The 17,503-nt window shown below is 50.8% G+C and carries 14 protein-coding genes; 7 read left to right on the forward strand and 7 right to left on the reverse strand.

The genetic code is table 11. The features are described 5' to 3' along the window. Window positions 1-7: 7 nt before the first annotated feature. The gene (locus tag Enr10x_RS21895) at window positions 8-2,290 is read right to left on the reverse strand and encodes a SulP family inorganic anion transporter (protein WP_145451375.1); all 2,283 of its coding nucleotides are present in this window, start codon (window positions 2,288-2,290) and stop codon (window positions 8-10) included. Window positions 2,291-2,672: 382 nt separating this feature from the next. Between Enr10x_RS21895 and Enr10x_RS21900 the strand changes: the two genes are divergently transcribed. The 5 genes from Enr10x_RS21900 to Enr10x_RS21920 all read left to right on the forward strand — a co-directional run bounded on the left by Enr10x_RS21900 (window position 2,673) and on the right by Enr10x_RS21920 (window position 9,309). Further along, the gene (locus Enr10x_RS21900) at window positions 2,673-3,944 is read left to right on the forward strand and encodes a PQQ-binding-like beta-propeller repeat protein (RefSeq protein WP_145451376.1); all 1,272 of its coding nucleotides are present in this window, start codon (window positions 2,673-2,675) and stop codon (window positions 3,942-3,944) included. A gap of 9 nt (window positions 3,945-3,953) precedes the next feature. Further along, a complete protein-coding gene (locus tag Enr10x_RS21905; protein ID WP_145451377.1) occupies window positions 3,954-5,447 on the forward strand; it encodes a cryptochrome/DNA photolyase family protein in 1,494 nt (497 codons plus the stop codon). 84 nt (window positions 5,448-5,531) lie between these two features. Then, window positions 5,532-6,323, forward strand: a complete 792-nt coding sequence (locus tag Enr10x_RS21910; RefSeq protein WP_145451378.1) for a class I SAM-dependent methyltransferase — start codon at window positions 5,532-5,534, stop codon at window positions 6,321-6,323. A gap of 145 nt (window positions 6,324-6,468) precedes the next feature. Continuing rightward, complete coding sequence (locus Enr10x_RS21915; protein ID WP_197997324.1) at window positions 6,469-7,791, forward strand: HNH endonuclease; 1,323 nt, start codon at window positions 6,469-6,471, stop codon at window positions 7,789-7,791. A gap of 12 nt (window positions 7,792-7,803) precedes the next feature. Next, window positions 7,804-9,309, forward strand: a complete 1,506-nt coding sequence (locus tag Enr10x_RS21920; RefSeq protein ID WP_145451379.1) for a tellurite resistance TerB family protein — start codon at window positions 7,804-7,806, stop codon at window positions 9,307-9,309. 39 nt (window positions 9,310-9,348) lie between these two features. On the opposite strand, the gene Enr10x_RS21925 is transcribed toward Enr10x_RS21920, so the two are convergent. From Enr10x_RS21925 to Enr10x_RS21945, 5 genes are all read right to left on the reverse strand, one after another. Continuing rightward, window positions 9,349-9,804: a hypothetical protein gene (locus tag Enr10x_RS21925; protein WP_145451380.1), complete on the reverse strand. Its 456-nt coding sequence runs from the start codon at window positions 9,802-9,804 to the stop codon at window positions 9,349-9,351. 100 nt (window positions 9,805-9,904) lie between these two features. Further along, window positions 9,905-10,315 carry a VOC family protein gene (locus tag Enr10x_RS21930; protein WP_145451381.1) on the reverse strand — a complete coding sequence of 137 codons (411 nt, stop codon included), beginning with the start codon at window positions 10,313-10,315 and terminating at the stop codon, window positions 9,905-9,907. Window positions 10,316-10,329: 14 nt separating this feature from the next. Next, window positions 10,330-10,554: a helix-turn-helix domain-containing protein gene (locus tag Enr10x_RS21935; RefSeq protein WP_145112697.1), complete on the reverse strand. Its 225-nt coding sequence runs from the start codon at window positions 10,552-10,554 to the stop codon at window positions 10,330-10,332. Between the two features lie 78 nt (window positions 10,555-10,632). Further along, window positions 10,633-11,166: a DUF2975 domain-containing protein gene (locus Enr10x_RS21940; RefSeq protein WP_145451382.1), complete on the reverse strand. Its 534-nt coding sequence runs from the start codon at window positions 11,164-11,166 to the stop codon at window positions 10,633-10,635. 100 nt (window positions 11,167-11,266) lie between these two features. Further along, window positions 11,267-12,682, reverse strand: a complete 1,416-nt coding sequence (locus Enr10x_RS21945; RefSeq protein ID WP_197997325.1) for a sulfatase-like hydrolase/transferase — start codon at window positions 12,680-12,682, stop codon at window positions 11,267-11,269. A gap of 285 nt (window positions 12,683-12,967) precedes the next feature. Between Enr10x_RS21945 and Enr10x_RS21950 the strand changes: the two genes are divergently transcribed. Together Enr10x_RS21950 and Enr10x_RS21955 are read left to right on the forward strand one after the other, a co-directional pair. Next, window positions 12,968-15,145 (forward strand): hypothetical protein, encoded by a 2,178-nt coding sequence (locus Enr10x_RS21950; protein ID WP_145451384.1) that lies wholly within the window; start codon window positions 12,968-12,970, stop codon window positions 15,143-15,145. A 158-nt stretch (window positions 15,146-15,303) separates the two neighbouring features. Then, window positions 15,304-15,762: a hypothetical protein gene (locus Enr10x_RS21955; RefSeq protein ID WP_145451385.1), complete on the forward strand. Its 459-nt coding sequence runs from the start codon at window positions 15,304-15,306 to the stop codon at window positions 15,760-15,762. Between the two features lie 87 nt (window positions 15,763-15,849). Here Enr10x_RS21955 and Enr10x_RS21960 read toward each other — a convergent pair whose 3' ends face one another. Continuing rightward, complete coding sequence (locus Enr10x_RS21960; protein WP_145451386.1) at window positions 15,850-17,493, reverse strand: calcineurin-like phosphoesterase C-terminal domain-containing protein; 1,644 nt, start codon at window positions 17,491-17,493, stop codon at window positions 15,850-15,852. Window positions 17,494-17,503: the final 10 nt, after the last annotated feature.

Genomic DNA, 17,503 nt, shown 5'->3' on the forward strand with positions numbered 1-17,503 from the left:
TCGATTTTTAACCCATGGAGTCAGTGGCAGTATCGGCTGCGATTGTACCATGCTCTTCCGTCAGAAACTCCATCTTGCCACTTTTGACGTCATACAGTGCGCCGACCACCATCACTTTGCCCGACTGAACCAGTTCCCGGATTTCCGGACTGCGGGCAGTAATTTCATGCACGCTGCGATACACATTGCGGCGGGCCACTTCGTCAATAAACAGTTCCTGGTCCTCTGGATTCATCTCATTCAGATGTTCGCAGGCTTCTTCATCGACACAAGGAACCACTTCATGCACGATGGAATCCAGGTGCGCACAACCGGTTACCTGGGTTGGGTCACTATGATCGCACATCAGGTGCACCGTGGACGAGACCGCGCCACAACGGGTGTGCCCCAGCACCAGAACCAGTTTCACACCAGCCACGAGCACACCGTATTCAATACTGCCCAGTGATTTATTGCCAATCACATTTCCGGCAACACGTACACTCAGAATGTCGCCGATCCCCAGATCGAGCACCAGCTCCGCCGGCACTCTTGAATCAATACAGCTCAGCACCACCGCCAGCGGATGCTGTTCGCCCGCCGTGGCATTGACCTGGTGACCGAGGTCCCGGGAAAGCCGGTTATCGGTGTAAAACCGCTCGTTGCCATCGCGCAAAATCTTGAGTACCTGCTGAGCGGTAATGCGGTCTTTCAAATCACGGGTCGAATAATCGGCAAACTGGATTTCATCATTCAAATGATACTTCCGCCGAAACCCGCGCAGGCTGACCGAGATCCCTCGTGCCGGACCGATTTTCGTTTTAAACTCCTGAATCAGGCTCAGAATATCGGGATCGATATAATCGGTATGGCTGGCGTCAATCAACAGGTTACTGCCCGGTTCCGCTTCATTGAGAACCTGATCCAGGGCAGCCCGGTTCAGAAAGCTGACCTGGTTCGCCAGTTCAATATGCAGCACATTGCCTCCCACATGTGTCTCCATGATCCGACGAATGGGCTGGCGCAGACTGCTGTTGAGAATAAAGAGCAGACTGACTCCCAGACCAATCAGAATTCCGGTCAGCAGGTCAGTGAAAACGATCGAAAGCAGCGTGATCAGAAACGGCAGAAACTGATAGCGTCCCTCGGCCCACATCTGGCGAAACAGACTCGGGCTGGCGAGCTTAAAGCCGGTCACCAGCAGAATCGCCGCCAGCGCTGCCAGCGGAATCATATTCATGTAGACTGGAATCAGGGCGACCGAAATCAGCAACAACAAACCATGAAAGATGGTGGATACTTTCGTCTTCCCGCCTGAGTTCACATTTACCGAACCACGTACGATCACAGAGGTGACAGGCAATCCCCCAATCAGACCGGAGACCATATTGCCAACCCCCTGGGCCACCAGTTCCCGGCTCGCTGGTGAATTGCGGTTTTCCGGATCCAGTTTATCTACCGCTTCCAGGTTCAACAGCGTTTCCAGCGATGCGACGATGGCAATAGTCGCACCAGCCAGATAGATCCCGGGATTAGCCCACTGAGAAAAATCAGGTAACGTGAGAAATGTCAAGAAATCTTTCGCCGTTTCAGCAACGGGTATCTGTACCAGGTGGCTGGTCTGAATTACCCAGGGGCCTCCCAGTCTCTGAAACAGCAGATGCAGGCAGACCCCTAACAGCACCACGACCAGCGGACCGGGAATGACAGAATTCTTCAGAAGCTTGACACGTCCCCAGGCAGCCAGCAGTACGATCGAAATCAGCCCCACAGCCGCGGCACCGAGATGAATGTCTCCTTCAAAGACGGTCAGAATCTCGGTAAACGTATTCTGCTTGTCCGGTTGAGTGAATGACATTTCTCCTTCCGGATCGGTATCGTGTCCCAACACGTGCGGAATCTGTTTCAGAATCAAAATCACACCGATCGCGGCCAGCAGGCCTTTGATCACACTGGATGGGAAAAAGGCCGAGAGTGAACCGGCTCGAACAATCCCCAGGATGACCTGAATCAAGCCCCCCACCATGACCGCCAGGAGAAAGGCCTGGAACGATCCCAGGCTGGCGATCTGGGCAATCACGATCGCCGTCAGGCCCGCCGCAGGTCCACTCACGCTGGTACTGGAGCCACTGATGGAGCCGACCACCAGTCCGCCGACAATTCCCGCCAGCAGGCCCGAAAACAGAGGCGCTCCGGACGCCAGGGCAATTCCCAGGCAAAGTGGCAGAGCAACCAGAAAAACGACCAGACCAGAAGTCAAATCGCGGGGTAAATACGAAAGCGGGTAGCCCGCAGCGCGCGCGTGGTCCATGTCAGTCAACTTATACTCAAAAACTCGGTTGGCGGGTATTTTTGGAAACAGCTTCGGAGTCTGAATTTCTGAAATCAGGCAAACCCAAGCTGTTCCCCTGTGATGATTCAAGTGAGATCACCAGATCATCAGACGGGCTCATGAGAGCAGTAGTCATAAAGTTAATTATATGATCAAAACCCTTTTTACAATTGGAATTTAGCTATTTCTGAGAAATTGAGTCGCAGAGACGATTTACCACTTTAAAAATGAATCCCCCGGCTATAACTAAACTGGGTCAATTACAGGTCTGATCTGAAGATGAAAACATTTTTCGGTCCGTCCCCTGACTCAAAACCGGTCGTGGATCGATTATATTTGCTCATGGGAGAGAACTATCCACATGCATCAAAACCGCTTGATATTCCTGACGCTCCTGCTGATAACAGCACTGACAGACCAGGCATCCGGCAGCGAGAAGGCAACCCACAACCGTGACTGGTCTCAGTGGAGAGGCCCCCACCGCGACGGAACCTTACAGGATAGCGCTCTGCCTGACTCGCTCGACGAGAACAAACTGAAAGTTCGCTGGAAGCTGCCCCTGGCCCCGGGATACTCTGGTCCGATCGTGACTGGTGACAAAGTCTTTGTTACCGAAACACTCGATCAGCAACAGGAAGTTGCCAGAGCATTGGACAGAAAAACCGGAAAGGAAATCTGGAAACAATCCTGGCCCGGTGCGATGAGTGTTCCCTTTTTTGCGAAAGCAAATGGTGACTGGATCCGCGCGACCCCCGCCTGCGATGGCGAGCGCCTGTATGTCGCTGGCATCCGGGATGTGCTGGTCTGTATGGAGGCAGACTCTGGTAACATTCTCTGGCGGGTCGACTTTGTAGAACAGCTGAAATCTCCCTTGCCCTCCTTCGGATTTGCCTCTTCGCCTTTGGTGGTTGGAGATGCCGTTTACGTACAGGCTGGTGGTGGCTTTTGTAAGCTGAATAAGCTGACGGGTGAGATCATCTGGCGAGTGCTCGAAGATGGGGGCGGCATGTTTGGCAGTGCGTTCTCCTCCCCCTGCCTGGCTCAAATTGAAGGAGTTCCTCAACTTCTGGTGCAAACACGGACGACCCTGGCCGGCGTAGACCCTGATACCGGGAAAATTCTCTGGAAACAGAAAATTCCCGCGTTCCGCGGCATGAATATTCTGACGCCCGCTGTTCACAAAAACACCGTGTTTACCAGCAGCTACGGCGGACGCTCATTTCTATTTGAGATCAGCAGGACAGATGAAGGCTGGCAGGTGAAAGAACTCTGGACCAATCCGACGCAGGGTTATATGTCGTCTCCCGTCATCATTGATGGCTACATCTATCTGCATTTAAAAAATCAGCGTTTCACTTGCCTGGATCTCAAAACAGGAAAAGCCGTCTGGACTACAGCGCCCTTTGGTAAATACTGGAGCATGGTTACGGACGGTCAGAAGATTCTGGCACTGGACCAGAAAGGCGACCTCCTGCTGATGAAAGCCAGTCCAACCAGCTTTGAGCTGCTTGATCGTCGTCAGGTCGCCGAGGATTCCTGGGCCCATCTGGCTGTCAGCGGGCAGGAACTGTTTGTGCGTGCTCTGGATCAACTTATAGTTTTTAGCTCAGCCACCGACAGTCAGACCAGATAAGAGACTTTCATGAATGTCCCTGAAATTCGGATTCGCCAGTTAAATCAATCTCCCCTTAAAGATGATGGAGATTATGTCCTGTACTGGATGATTGCCAATCGACGGATTCGCTGCAATTTCAGTCTGCAACGTGCCGTCGAACTGGCCAAGCGTCTGAAGAAACCACTGGTGGTTCTAGAAGCCCTGCGCTGTGGCTATCAATGGGCCAGCGACCGAATGCACCGCTTTGTTCTACAGGGTATGGTAGACAACCGAAAGCAGTTCGCAGAGACACCGGCCACCTACTACTGCTACGTGGAACCCAAAGCGGGCGAGGGCTCCGGACTGCTCGAAACGCTGGCAGAGAAAGCCTGTGCCATTGTTACCGATGACTTTCCCTGCTTCTTCCTGCCCCGGATGCTGGAACACGTTGCTCCCCGCCTGCCCGTCTCTTTGGAAGCCATTGATTCCAATGGATTGCTCCCCCTGCGTGCTGCGTCACAGGTTTATCCGACCGCTTATGCATTCCGGAGATTCCTGCACAAAGAACTCCCCCCCCACCTGCTGGAGACACCCAAAACAAATCCTCTCACCCATTTCAAACTTCCCGAACTGAAAAAACTGCCGGGAGACATTCTCAAGCGCTGGCCCATGGCTTCCGACGAACTCCTGCAGGCCACTCCCCAGGTACTCGCGGATCTTCCACTGGACCATCAGGTGGGCCCCGCAATTTTTGATGGGGGCGCAGAAGCGGCTCATCAGGCGCTCAAACGCTTTCTCGACCAGCGCTTCGACCGTTACGCAGACGAACGGAATCTGCCTGAAGAAGAAGTGACCAGCGGTTTGTCCCCCTATCTGCATTTCGGACACATCTCGGCACATGACATCTTCGATCACATCGCCCGCCGCGAACACTGGTCGGTAGAAAAAATCATGGACCAGAAGGCGACCGGCAAACGCTCCGGATGGTGGCAGATGAGCGAAACGGCCGAGAGCTTTCTGGACGAACTGATCACCTGGCGTGAACTGGGCTATAACATGTGCTGGCAACGGGACGACTACGATCAGTATTCTTCTCTGCCCGACTGGGCTCAAACGACGCTCGAGGAACACGCCTCCGATCCCCGCGAGTACACGTATTCGCTGGAAGAATTCGAACAGGCCAAGACGCATGATCCGCTCTGGAATGCTGCCCAGACGCAGCTGGTCACCGAGGGACGCCTGCATAATTACATGCGGATGCTGTGGGGAAAGAAAATCCTGCACTGGTCTGAATCTCCCCAGAAGGCGCTGGAGATCATGATCGAACTCAATAACAAATACGCTGTCGACGGTCGAAATCCCAATTCGTATTCTGGTATCTTCTGGTGCCTGGGCCGTTACGATCGTGCCTGGGGTCCCGAGCGGGAGATCTTCGGTAAAATTCGCTACATGAGCAGCAAAAACACCGCCCGCAAATTCAGCGTCGACGGTTACCTGGAACGGTACAGTCACCAGAAACGCCAGGGCGCGCTCTTCGATTGAAGTCTCCTGCCTCGCTCTATTACACTGACTCTCTGTAATCCGAATCAACAGAGACTGTCAGTGAATTAATTCAGGGAGCCTGGTGTGGCCAGAGATCTTTTCCAGGGAACGGTACCTTATTATGTGCGGTATCGCGTCCCCTATCCGGAAACCCTGCTGAAACAGATTCTGGAAAAGGCTGCCATTTCCGGTACGGGCCGAATGCTGGACCTGGGCAGCGGCACCGGCGAAATTGCATTGAGACTGGCTCCGGAATTCCAGATTGTAACCGCAGTCGAACCCGATGAGAACATGCGCAATGCCGGCATTCAAAAAATGCAGGATCAAAAGATCCTTAACGTCGAGTGGCTGTCTCAGACCGCTGAAGAATTTTCTGCAGAAGCCAATACCTTTGAACTGGTGAGTATCGGGGCTGCCTTCCACTGGATGGATCGTCCCGTTCTGGCTCAACGGATACGGGACTGGCTACTTCCGGGACAGCCGCTGGTCATTCTCGGCTACACCAGTATCTGGAGCGGCACAGCAGACTGGCTCCCCCTGGTACGCGGGGTGCTTCACAAGTGGCTGGGAGAAAAACGCCGCGCCGGCTCAGGCAACTATCCCGAACTGTCCCAGCCACACGAACAGGTTCTGCTGGAAGCAGATTATGAGTTCGAAGAAATCAAGTACCAGCACGCGCAACACTGGAAGCTGGACGACCTGATCGGCAATCTGTATTCCACATCCTTCGCTTCCCCTGCAGTTTTAGGTAACAAGCGAAACGCATTCGAAGCCGACCTGAGGCAGGCACTCCTGGCATATGATTCAAGCGGCACCTATACCGAAGAGATGACGTTTTACGCACTGCTGGCATGGCCAGGGTTAACATACTGCTAGTCTTACAAGCACTGCCAGTTGAAATACATCTCTAGATTTTCACTAAACCTGCTCATCGCCACCACTTGCACACCTATATACATAAAGATACACTCAGAAATTAATTGATTTATCTTTTCAGGTGAAGCGTGGAAAGAAAGATACAGTGAGTGAAAATCAAAATTCAAAATTGAGTGCCTCACAAATTCAAAATATTATTTATGTTGCACTGAATGAATCAAAAGACTTAACGTCAGAATCTGAAGACTTCATAGATAACACCATCGGAGATCATGCTTATTCTCCGGACACATATCTTAAAGCTGCATCCGCCATCTATCGAGAGATCTACTATCGCTGCGCAAAAGATCTTGAACTTACCTCCAGAGAGTCATCACTACTGAGTCACGTAATCCGACTACTAAAACTGAGCGACGATCTTGTTATTCAGCTCGATTATGAGATTGGTTTAATGATCTATAAAAAGATCTTCCGTGAAGCCGTCTCTGACGGGGATCTCTCTGAAGCGGAGCAAGAACTTCTCGAATCAACTTCAGATTTTTTTAAGCTAAGAAAAAGGGATATTAATAAAGCGATATCCAAGCAAGCCCTCTCATATTATTCATTTTTGCTAGCGAACTCATTGAATGATGGAATACTGAGCCAAGATGAAATGGAAAAACTTGCGGTAGTAGCACATCGCTTTGGTCTGACTCAGAAAGACTTAAAGAAACTCTCAGTCCCCAATAAAAAAGAAATTCTGGCCAGTGCCTTAGGTTCGATTAAAGCACGGGGAGAGATTTTCGAAGGCGATGAAGAATATATCCGCTCTCTTGCCAGCTTCCTAAATGCCCAGGATCTATTAAAACCGTGTTTGATGGATCTGGAGCTATATACTCATATTTTTGAGATCCGAAAAGGCAACCTTCCCATCTTGGAATCACATGATTTCATTTTACAGCCGGGTGAAAAGTTACATTACTCCGTGCGAATTACCTATCAGAAAAAAATGGGAAGTAAGTTAAAGAAAAAGAATGGCACACTATATATCGGAAGTCGCAGATTAAGATTTGTCGGTCTTCACCAATCTCATGAAGTCAAATACAAAAACATCTTCGATATCAAGTTCCATGTCCAACGGAGTCCCCGGCTTTCTTTATCTGTTTCATCTGGAGCAGGAGGAGGAGATTATCTCCTGCAAGGCAAAGTCGATCCAGGAATGCTTTTCGAATTACAGGAAGCAATTATGTTTCTAATAAGAAAATCGCGCGGGCTAGAAAAGAAAGGGATTCGCGGCTCTCGATATATTCCAGACGATATACGAAGTGAAGTCTGGTATCGAGATGGAGGACGATGTGTCATTTGCAATGCAAGTGAATATCTCGAATTCGATCATATCATTCCAATATCTAAAGGTGGTTCATCTTCTGCGGACAATCTTCAGTTATTGTGTAGAAAATGTAATTCTGAAAAGAGTGATTCAATCTAAAAGATACGAACCATGAATAGACCAACCGAATCGAAAAACACATTCTTTTCTTTTTTAGATCATTTTAATTTTATTGAAGATGACTCCAGTTCCTATGAAGTTGGAATCACAGATGAAGGCTTTTCGTACCTAGATCTTGCTTCTGAAAAAAAAGTAAAAGCAATTTCTTTTCAAGAGAAGCAAAAAAGAGAAACCGGTGCCGCCCTTGATGGCTCAAAACGAGCGCGTGGCCAATCTAACATCAGCAAAATTGAAACGGTAGAGCATGATGAGGTTTGCTTCGACACAGACCTGATGGCCATCCTGCGAGACATCGATGAACGAAAAAAGAATACGGCATTTATGCCCTGGGCAACCGGGGTATCAATCGTGTTCTTTCTTATATGGATACTCATTCCAGTTTATGCGTCCTATCCAGTTATTCTGATGATCTTTTCAGGAATATTTCTATTTCCTGGCATTATCTTTCTCTTGGTTAATGTCTCACGTTTTGACCATTCACGCAGGCATGTGCAATTTGCATATCGGCTTGAGGGAAAAGGGCAGGCAGCATTTGACTATATTAACGAGTCGATCTTAAACCTGAAAAAATGCGGGAATGTCCTATTATTTAAAGGTCGTCGGCATTTTGAAGATTCTCGATATTCAGGTGGTGCTGACAACAGACCTGAATTCGCAGATGTTTCATTCGACCTCAGCCATCCCCCTCTATTGGATCTGGATTTCGCTGTCTGGCATATGAATGCTTTTCAAAAGGATTTTTATTTTATGCCAGACCATATCCTGGTATTTCAGGGGGCCCAAGCCGGCGGAATCAGCTATGGAAACCTGTCATTTGCCGTTGATTCAGAAATTATTCAAGCGCATGGACTTGTAAAAAGAACATCAGACTCAAACGTCGTCGGCAAAACTTGGCGATTTGTGAATAAAGATGGAAGCCCAGATAAACGATTCAACAATAACATCGAAATTCCGGAATTAAAATATGGTATCCTGAAGTTGGCGGGAGCTGGCATTGATCTGGCTCTCTATGCCAGTAATCAAAGAGCCTCTGATACTGTGCCGGATGGTTTTTCAAGCATGCAGTCACTGGCTAAAAAACCTGTTCGAAAAGTCGCCGAGGAAAGAAGAGCACAGGCAATCGCCCGAAAGAAAAAGCGATCAGAGCAAAGATTTCAGACGGTTTTAAATGCTTTATGCTGCATGATGTACGCAGATCGAAAATCATCGACGGAAGAACGCAAGAAAATTATCTCACTCATGCAGAGAATCAAGTCCCCCTGGGATGAAACCGAGATCGATCAACGGATGAGGGAATTCGTTCTCAGTACTAAAGAAAAGGGGCTTGAAGCAATGCTCACTGAGACATGCCAGCAACTGGGTGAAATAAAAGACCAGCGCCAGCAGGATGCGATCATGAAATGTCTGGATCGAGTAGCGTCAGCTGACGGAACTATAGAAGATCAAGAACGCAAAATTCGCGATCGATTCCATTCAAGTTTAATTTCAAATTCGTAATCGTAGCTGTTTTGCCCGATACCAATTAATTCTCAATCTTTATCTCTGACGATAGCCGTGATACAAGTTCAGGAAACGAAAGTCTTCCTGCTGTGTGATCTGTTCGGCAGTGATCTCTTCCAGTTTGGACAGCAGCAGAGCACCGCCCGTGAACAGTAATCCGCGTGACTTCTGTTTCGGTTTGATGATGGCATCCGTCTCCAGGCATCCCCACTGGCGCAGCTGACTGTAATAGTGATCCGAACCCGATGTCTGACTCAGCGGAATGCACGGGATTGAATGCGCTGAAAAAAGCGAGCGGATGTCACTGGGAAACCTCCCCAGGATCGTCTGTGTCTCGTCCGCGTCAGGGACAGAAATCAAGGGTGCGACGATTGATAGCGGAGCAGGCATTTCAATCGCTGCCAGTTCATAAATACTGTCCTGTTCTTCAGTTGCACTGACGAGCGAACAGGAGAGTCCCCAGATGACGGCAATTAGAAACAGCTGACGCATGGATGGTCCCCTTTTACGGTTCGATAAGTGATGGCGTACATTCAGTCGCGGTTCTTATCAGAAAGCAGAAAATGAGTCGAGATCAATTGTCCAGTGCGGCTCAATACATGGGCCAGATGCCTGGTGTGGCCAGTTCAAGCACATGATTATCGGGATCTCGGAAATAGAGACTCTCACCGCCGCGGGGCCAGTGCATTCTGCTTTCAATGGCGACCCCCGCCGCCACCAGTCGCTCTTCCCACTGCTGCAGGTCATCACGCTCGATGGCAAAGGCGAAGTGCACGGGGCCATCGCCGTCGTGGGGAGGAATGACGCCCCCCTCCAGATGCGCTGCGGTATGCGTTGCCCCTCGTTTAAAAATCAGGAACACACTCCGATCGCCGGCATTCATGGCGCAGAACCGCTGGTCTTCTGCCATGATTTCAAACTCAAACAGCCGTCGATAGAAGTCGACTGCCACCTGCAGGTCATCCACGTAGATCGACGTCTCCAATACGCCATGCACTTTCACTCCGGTTTCTCCTCTCAGGCTGCCTGACTCTGTGCATCCGCTTCATAACGCAGGATATCGCCGGGCTGACATTCCAGAAACTCACAGATCTTTTCCAGCGTCGCAAAGCGAATCCCTTTGACTTTACCCGACTTCAACAGCGAGAGATTCTGTTCGGTAATCCCCACATGTCGGGCCAGATCGCGCGAGGTCACTTTCCGCCGCGCCAGCATCACATCCAGTGTTATACAAATTCGCATCAGATCCTGTTTCATTTGATCAAAAACATTCAGACTCTGTTTCTAATATAGCTGAATCCCGAGCGGGGAACCAGCGGTTTAAATGATCTGCGCATGCTCTTCCGCAATCAGGCTGGCCCGCTGAAGCAGACTGGCCACCACCAGCAGCAGACATCCCACGGCTGCCATCGTGATCTGCGTGGAACTGATACTGATCACCAGCATTTTCTGTCCCGGTGGATTGTCCAGCGTGAGCAGCACACTCATTACAACACCTGACAAGGGAGAGAGCAGCGCTGTTCCCAGGAAGCCGCAGGCGAATCGTTTCAGGTTGTGGCTGTTTTGTGCAGTCAGATACTCTTCGTTACAACAGGCACTCAGAAACCGACGCAGGGCAAACAGTCCCCAGTAGATGGGAGCGGTCACGAGCGCAGTCAGCAGAACCATTCCCCCCTTTTTAAAGACAGTCAGGGGAAAAGAAACCGCACTTTGCGGGACATACCGATTCGCAACAGCGATCTGATCAGCAAAAAACCAGACCAGAAGCAGGAGCAATGGAACCAGCCAGATTGCCAATACACTCCCTACATATAACAGTCGGCAGACCAGCCGGGTTCGATCATGAGTCGCCATCGTGAGGAATCCTTTCCTGAAGAATTTGTTGTCGGACGGCGAACTTTTATCGTTTTACGATAAACAGCACAAGCCCGGATTTAGAAAATTTCAACCAGATTCAACTCCCTTTCGACAACCAGCCCCCTGTCTGTGGGGTTGCTGTGGATTGCGTATCGCGATACCAGGCTTTGAGTTGTTTCAGCATTTTCGCAGCCTGCTGCGGTTTGGATTTGAGCAGATTTGCTTTCTCTTCCGGATCCTGATCCAGCCGATAGAGTTCTACTTTTTCATTTTCGAACGTGCCCGGCGTGGCGCGGGGATGCTGCACCACCAGTTTCCAGGGGCCGTCCCGCATTGCTTCGGCCCGGCCTCCCCGGTTGGAAAGTGAAGCCCAGAACAGGGGACGTGGCGGCAACCCCTGCTGCTCAAACAGGACCGGGGACAGATCGACTCCATCCAGAGGACGATCTTCAGGCGGAGTGACCTGGGCAATCCCCAGCAGGGTCGGCATGACATCAATACTGATGGCGGGCACCTTCGAAACGGTCCCCGGCTTGATCCGTCCCGGCCACCAGGCGATGGCAGGCACACGGTGCCCCCCTTCATAGACGGAGCCTTTCCAGCCCCGCAGCTTCGGACTGCCACTGGGAAAATCGCGCGAGGGTCCATTGTCAGAGAAGAACAGCACAAAGGTATTTTTGTCGAGCCCCGATTTGACCAGGAACTCTCGAATCTGACCAACGCCCTCATCAACCGGCAACGTCATCCCCTTAAACTTTTCAATGCGCTCAGCTTCATTTGCCGGCTTCCAGCGTTTCCAGCCTTCCTCTTCAGTGCGACGTACGGGATCGCCGGGGACCTGCACGGGGTTGTGAATCGCCTCATGTGCGAGGTACAGACAGAAGGGACGATCCTGGTTGTCCTTGATGAACTGCAACGCATACTGATTGATCAGATGCGTCGAGTAGCCGGCTTCCTTTGTCTCGTTCCGCCCGTGCCACCAGTCATGTTTCACATGATCGCCCACGTGACTGATGAAGTCGATATTCCCGCTATGATAGCCAACAAAAGTGTCGAAGCCGTGATTATCGGGATGATACTCATCCGAATTTTGCGGATAGCCCTGGTGCCATTTCCCGATCAAACCGGTCCGATACCCGGCCTGCTTGAGCGATTCGGCGAACGTATTTTCAACTGGTTTCAGGCCTTTTCGGTGCTCGGGATGATCGCTGACGGGATGAATCACCGCCTCAATTCCCGCCCGCTGCTGATAGCGACCGGTCAGCAGGCCGGCACGAGTGGGGGAACAGACTGTACCCGAGGAATGAAAGTCAGTCAGCTTTAACCCTTCTTTTGCCAGCCGGTCGATCTCGGGAGTTTTGAAGTAAGGATTGCCGAAACAGCTCACTCCGGCATACCCCATATCGTCGACCATGATCACAATCAGATTGGGACGATCACCCGGCGATCGCGTTGCTGCATTTGTCTCTGTCTGAAAAACAGGCACACAGATGCTGAGAACAAACAGGCTCACAAAAGATAAACGCATCCTGGAATAAGGCACAATCGGTATCCTCATGCTAACGAACTGAATTTTGACGACTCAGGCGGGTACAGTTCCGATTATATCAGAAGACAGAGGAAAAGCACGTACGCCACCGGCAGAGCTTAAGATTCCCCCAGTCCGCTCGGAGAATCAGGCAAAAACAGGATTTTCTGCTTGCGTTCCTGTAATGACTTCTGGATCATTTAACTGCAGAATAATGGATCCGTTTTCATCTCACTTCTTTCTGGATCTTTCTTGTGGCAGGGCCTCGTCATGATCAAATTCCAATGCGAATTCTGTTTCCAGGAATATAACGTCCGCGATGATCGCGCAGGACAGACTCTGAAATGTAAATCCTGTGGTCAAAAGATGCGGGTCCCCTCTGGTGATGATGATCTGCAGGACGATCTCTACGAGGAGGATGAAGAAGTATACCAACGCTCCTCCCGCCCCGTACGGAAACAGAAATCTTCCAGCGGTTCTAAAAAGAAACAGACTTCGAAAAGTTCCAACAGTCCAGTAGCCATCGTCGTGGGGATCTGTGCTTTCGGACTTGCATTTTTTGTTTCTTATTTCCTGGTTCGCTCTTTAGTGGGAGGCGGAAAACCCGAGCAGGTCGTTCAGCAGGAGCCACAGGAAGTGGTCCCTGAAGAAGCACAGCCTGCATCGGCTCCCGCGGCAGCCCCTGCTGAAACGCAGGAGAAAACTAACGCCCCACCGGAACAGAAACCAGACAGCAAACCACAGGCAAAGCAAAAACCGGCCCCCGTCAATGCCACTCCGAATCCCCCGTCTCAACCACAACAGCAGTGGACTTCCCTGGTGGATCCGCCCCTGATTACCGCCGACTGGCCGGAATCGTCCCGCTTGAAAATTGATCTGAAGAATGCAGAAGAGGAACTGGTGGTGCCCAGCAGTTCCAGCCCTGTCGTCGCCGTGCATTATAAAAATCGCAATCTGCATCACTTTGAGATCTGGAATCTGGCAACCGAGAAAAAGATTGGCGAGCTTACCTTTACACCTCCTCGAGAGTGGCTGATCCTGTCGCCAAAATTCAAATTAAGCGTCGATGGTAAATATCTGCTGGCACAAATTCTCGAACGAGACACGAACATACCGAAACTGATCTGCTGGGATACCACCACTGGTAAAATCATCTCTGAAATGGAAATCGACGCGCCCCGCACGGTCATTTCACTCTATGAAATCTGTGGGGATCAATGGGCCTTCGTCCAACTGATTCGCAACGTAGACAACAAGTTTAAAACCATTCTCAAACGCTGGGACTTGAAGACCGGTAAACTGGACAAGGAAGTGGAGATCAAATCAACGGAATTCGCCAGCCACAGCTATGCGATCAGCCCGGGAGGTCACTACCTGGTAACGAACGCCAGTAACAAAATATTCTTCTATGATCTGCAGACTTTAAAACTGCTCACACAGCAAGAACTGGATGGCAGCTATCTTGATCCCCGTGCGAAATACTACTCACTGAGTACAGTGAACTTCTCCACGGATGGAAAAGAACTGGGTCTGCTGCTCACCCAGTCAGGTCAGACAGAGGTCTGGATCATCAACCTGAAAGATGGTCAGCCAGAGCGGAAATTTCAAGTCGCCGGAAACCTGAGCGAACAGTTTCGTGAGCCTTCCTACAGCGGGAACAATCTGGAGTTGACCCCCTCCGGCAAAAGTTTTCTGCTCTACGGTGCCCTGCTCGTCGATCGACAGACGCAGCGAAGTGTCTGGCTGTTCCAACCACCGCCCAATGTGATTATCCGCAGACCGCTCTATCTGACTCCCCATTATCTGTTCGCAGGAACGGACAGTGCCCTGAAGGATGCCCAGGGACGCCTGAAACGTAACAGAAAACCGCAGCTGGTCACCGTGCCGCTCCCGGAAAAACAGATCACCGACAGCCTGGCTGCCTACCAGAGTCAATCCGATGTAATCCTCGGCGCAGGGACGAAAGTCAGCATCGATATTAATGTCGGTGCAATTAAATTCGGAAAGGCAGACGAGGTCAAAGAAGTTCTGCAGGAGGTTCTCCAGGAACGTCTCGAAGCAGATGGATTGGAGGTCGCAGCAGACCAGCCCCTGGTGTTCCAGATGGAGTACCAGGAACAGGAAGGCAACAAGCTGCAGATGTCCAAACGGACCAGACCCTCTGCTGGAAATCCTCTGGGTCGAACTCCAACCGGGGAAACGCTGCAGACCACGGCAGCGGCTTTTAAACTGTCCTGGATTGACAAACCATCCAAGCGCACCCTCTGGTCAAAACAGGTTCTCGTCAATCCACGGTTTCTGATCCTGCGTAATGCGACAGAACAGGCTGCCCGTGAGCAGATGTTTGAAGGACTCCAAAACCGGCTGATGGGGGAACTGATTCCCTACTTCATTCCGAAAGAAAAAGGGCTCTCCCGGCTGCCCGGCGAGACACCACTGCCTGAGTAAGCTTCAGCCGAGAGACCGACGCTGGTGCAATCCGCAGGGATTCACTGAAACTCAGATTGATTTCTTTCCTGCCGGGAGGCTACAATAGCAGACATGGAAGTCCGATTAGTTGGCGTCGCACTCAATTCTCACCTGATCTTGAATCGAAGGATTTACCCATGCCTAAAATAGTCTGCTATCTGATTTGTGGTGCTCTGTTACTGGGGCTGGGAACTGTTCCAGAAGAAACGCAGTTCGCTCACGCTGTCGACTCCGAAAAGTGCGACAGTAAACCAGATAAAGATGAACTGGACGGGGAGAAAAAACTCAGCAAATTCATGCGTGAAAAGCTCTCCAGCTCCCAGCTCGTACTCGAAGGTCTCATGATTGAAGACTACGATAAGATGCAGAAGGGGGCGAAAAAGATGATTGAAATGAGCAATGCCACCGAATGGCAGGTGATTGAAGGTCCCATCTTTGCCCGCCAGAGCGAAGAGTTCCGTTCCGCCGCGCGACAGGTGATCAAATTCGCCAAAGAGAAAAATATTGATGGCGCCTCACTCAGTTATCTGCACCTTACAATGACCTGCATCAACTGTCACAAGAAAGTCAATAAAGTCCTGATCTCCGAGCGTTGATCAGAGTCTGCCCTCTTTCTAAAGAAAAAGAGCCTGTGAAATAACTTCACAGGCTCTATCAATTCAGACACTCAACTGGCAACCGCTTTACTTCTCAGTCACAGCGGTGGCAGCCGTTTTTTCAGCTGGTTTGGCCGGCAGAACTCGAATGACGCGTCCTCCCAGGTGCTCATCGCCATCCATCTCCACGGTACGGACCCGAATCAGGTACGTCCCCGGCTTCAGGCCATCGGGCAGCTTTGCCTGCCAGAGATGTGTTGATGTCTTAGGCTTGGGCAGATCCCGATAGGTCTTTCCGTCCACGCCATTTTCTGCCTCAGACAGCTTTTTAAAGCTGGGATCGATGGCCACAATCCGTTCCATGGGTGCCCAGCTCCCTGAGGGACCAATCTGCATTTCTACTGTGGATTTTTCGGATCCGTTGAATACATTCACCATCACATCGGTCTCTCCCACCTGATCGACGGTGACTGCTTCCGGGGCGATGATATTCATCTGGTATTTTGCAGAACGGCCGGCGGCCCGATAATCCAGATTGTATTCTTGGCCGTCGAAGGTGATGATCGAATACCCGTTGGGAGCCCCGTCTGCCATCATTGTATGCGGGATCCCCCGTTCATCGGGAGCACCGGACCACCAGCTGCCACTGACGGTCACGTTGATGATATGATGGTGTGGCTTGGGACCACGCCAGCCGTCCTCTTTGGTTATGAAGCGGTGTTCATGATGATGCGTGTGTCCTGAAATCGACATACAGAACGGACGTTTTTCAATCAGGCGATACAGATCCTGACGATCTTCCACTCCCACCAGCGGGATATGCATCATCAGTACCACGAGCTGATCTTCGGGAATCTGCTGCAGATCGTTCTTGACGAACTCGATCTGTTCCTTGCCCAGTCCCCCCTGGTAGTGACCTTTTTTCTTTTTGTTCTTAGCCTTGTTTTCCTCGCTTACAATCCATTCGATGTCGTCCAGCACGATGAAATGCACGGTGCCGTAATCGAATGAATAATAGGATGGCCCGAATGCCCGCTCAAATGTCTCGTCACTCAATTTGTCATTGGGCGCATCATAATTGATATCGTGGTTTCCGATGACATTGTACCAGGGAATCCCCAGCAGCGCGACACCCCGCGCCTGCGATTCAAATAACGAAAGATCGTCAAACAGAATATCTCCCAGTGTCACACCAAATGAGGCATCCGTCCCGACCAGGTCTTCAATCACATCATGCGCGATGTAGTCGATCTCTTTCTGATCGCGAGGTTGAGGATCTCCGAAAAAGATCGCACGAAACTGGCCGGGCTCTTTCTGAGGATAGAGCGGAAAATTGACAGATTCCGGCAGCGGTCCAGTCGGTTCCACTCCCGCATATTTGAACTTGGGAGAACCTTTCGGCTTATGGATGTAATAAAACTCCGGAGTCAGATTTTTACTCAGCGGAGTACGCCAGTTTTTTGGTTTGATCACAAACAGAATCGTGTCATCGGTGACGGGTAATTCGTACTTCCCGTTTTCGTCAGTGCGGACGACCTTCAGGCCGTTAGACACACACACGTTCGGCAGCACTTTTTCGCCTGCATCAAATTTACGGTTCTGATTGGCATCGTGAAAGACAACTCCGGTAGCCGTCTTTTCAGCCGTTTTGGATTCAGCCTGGCTCTGCCCCTGCTGACTGAACACAAGCAGGACTGCCAGCAGTAATTTTGTCATGGATAAGCGACTCATTGAAAAATCC

Origin of the sequence: Gimesia panareensis, from assembly GCF_007748155.1 — a bacterium.
GTDB classification, from domain to species: domain Bacteria; phylum Planctomycetota; class Planctomycetia; order Planctomycetales; family Planctomycetaceae; genus Gimesia; species Gimesia panareensis.

Excerpts from the sequence above, each read along its gene's own strand:
- Enr10x_RS21895 (WP_145451375.1), bottom strand. The coding sequence starts at position 2,290 with ATGGACCACGCGCGCGCTGCGGGCTACCCGCTTTCGTATTTACCCCGC.
- Enr10x_RS21905 (WP_145451377.1), top strand. The coding sequence starts at position 3,954 with ATGAATGTCCCTGAAATTCGGATTCGCCAGTTAAATCAATCTCCCCTT.
- Enr10x_RS21925 (WP_145451380.1), bottom strand. The coding sequence starts at position 9,804 with ATGCGTCAGCTGTTTCTAATTGCCGTCATCTGGGGACTCTCCTGTTCG.
- Enr10x_RS21960 (WP_145451386.1), bottom strand. The coding sequence starts at position 17,493 with ATGAGTCGCTTATCCATGACAAAATTACTGCTGGCAGTCCTGCTTGTG.
- Enr10x_RS21900 (WP_145451376.1), top strand. The coding sequence starts at position 2,673 with ATGCATCAAAACCGCTTGATATTCCTGACGCTCCTGCTGATAACAGCA.
- Enr10x_RS21935 (WP_145112697.1), bottom strand. The coding sequence starts at position 10,554 with ATGCGAATTTGTATAACACTGGATGTGATGCTGGCGCGGCGGAAAGTG.
- Enr10x_RS21920 (WP_145451379.1), top strand. The coding sequence starts at position 7,804 with ATGAATAGACCAACCGAATCGAAAAACACATTCTTTTCTTTTTTAGAT.
- Enr10x_RS21950 (WP_145451384.1), top strand. The coding sequence starts at position 12,968 with ATGATCAAATTCCAATGCGAATTCTGTTTCCAGGAATATAACGTCCGC.
- Enr10x_RS21955 (WP_145451385.1), top strand. The coding sequence starts at position 15,304 with ATGCCTAAAATAGTCTGCTATCTGATTTGTGGTGCTCTGTTACTGGGG.
- Enr10x_RS21940 (WP_145451382.1), bottom strand. The coding sequence starts at position 11,166 with ATGGCGACTCATGATCGAACCCGGCTGGTCTGCCGACTGTTATATGTA.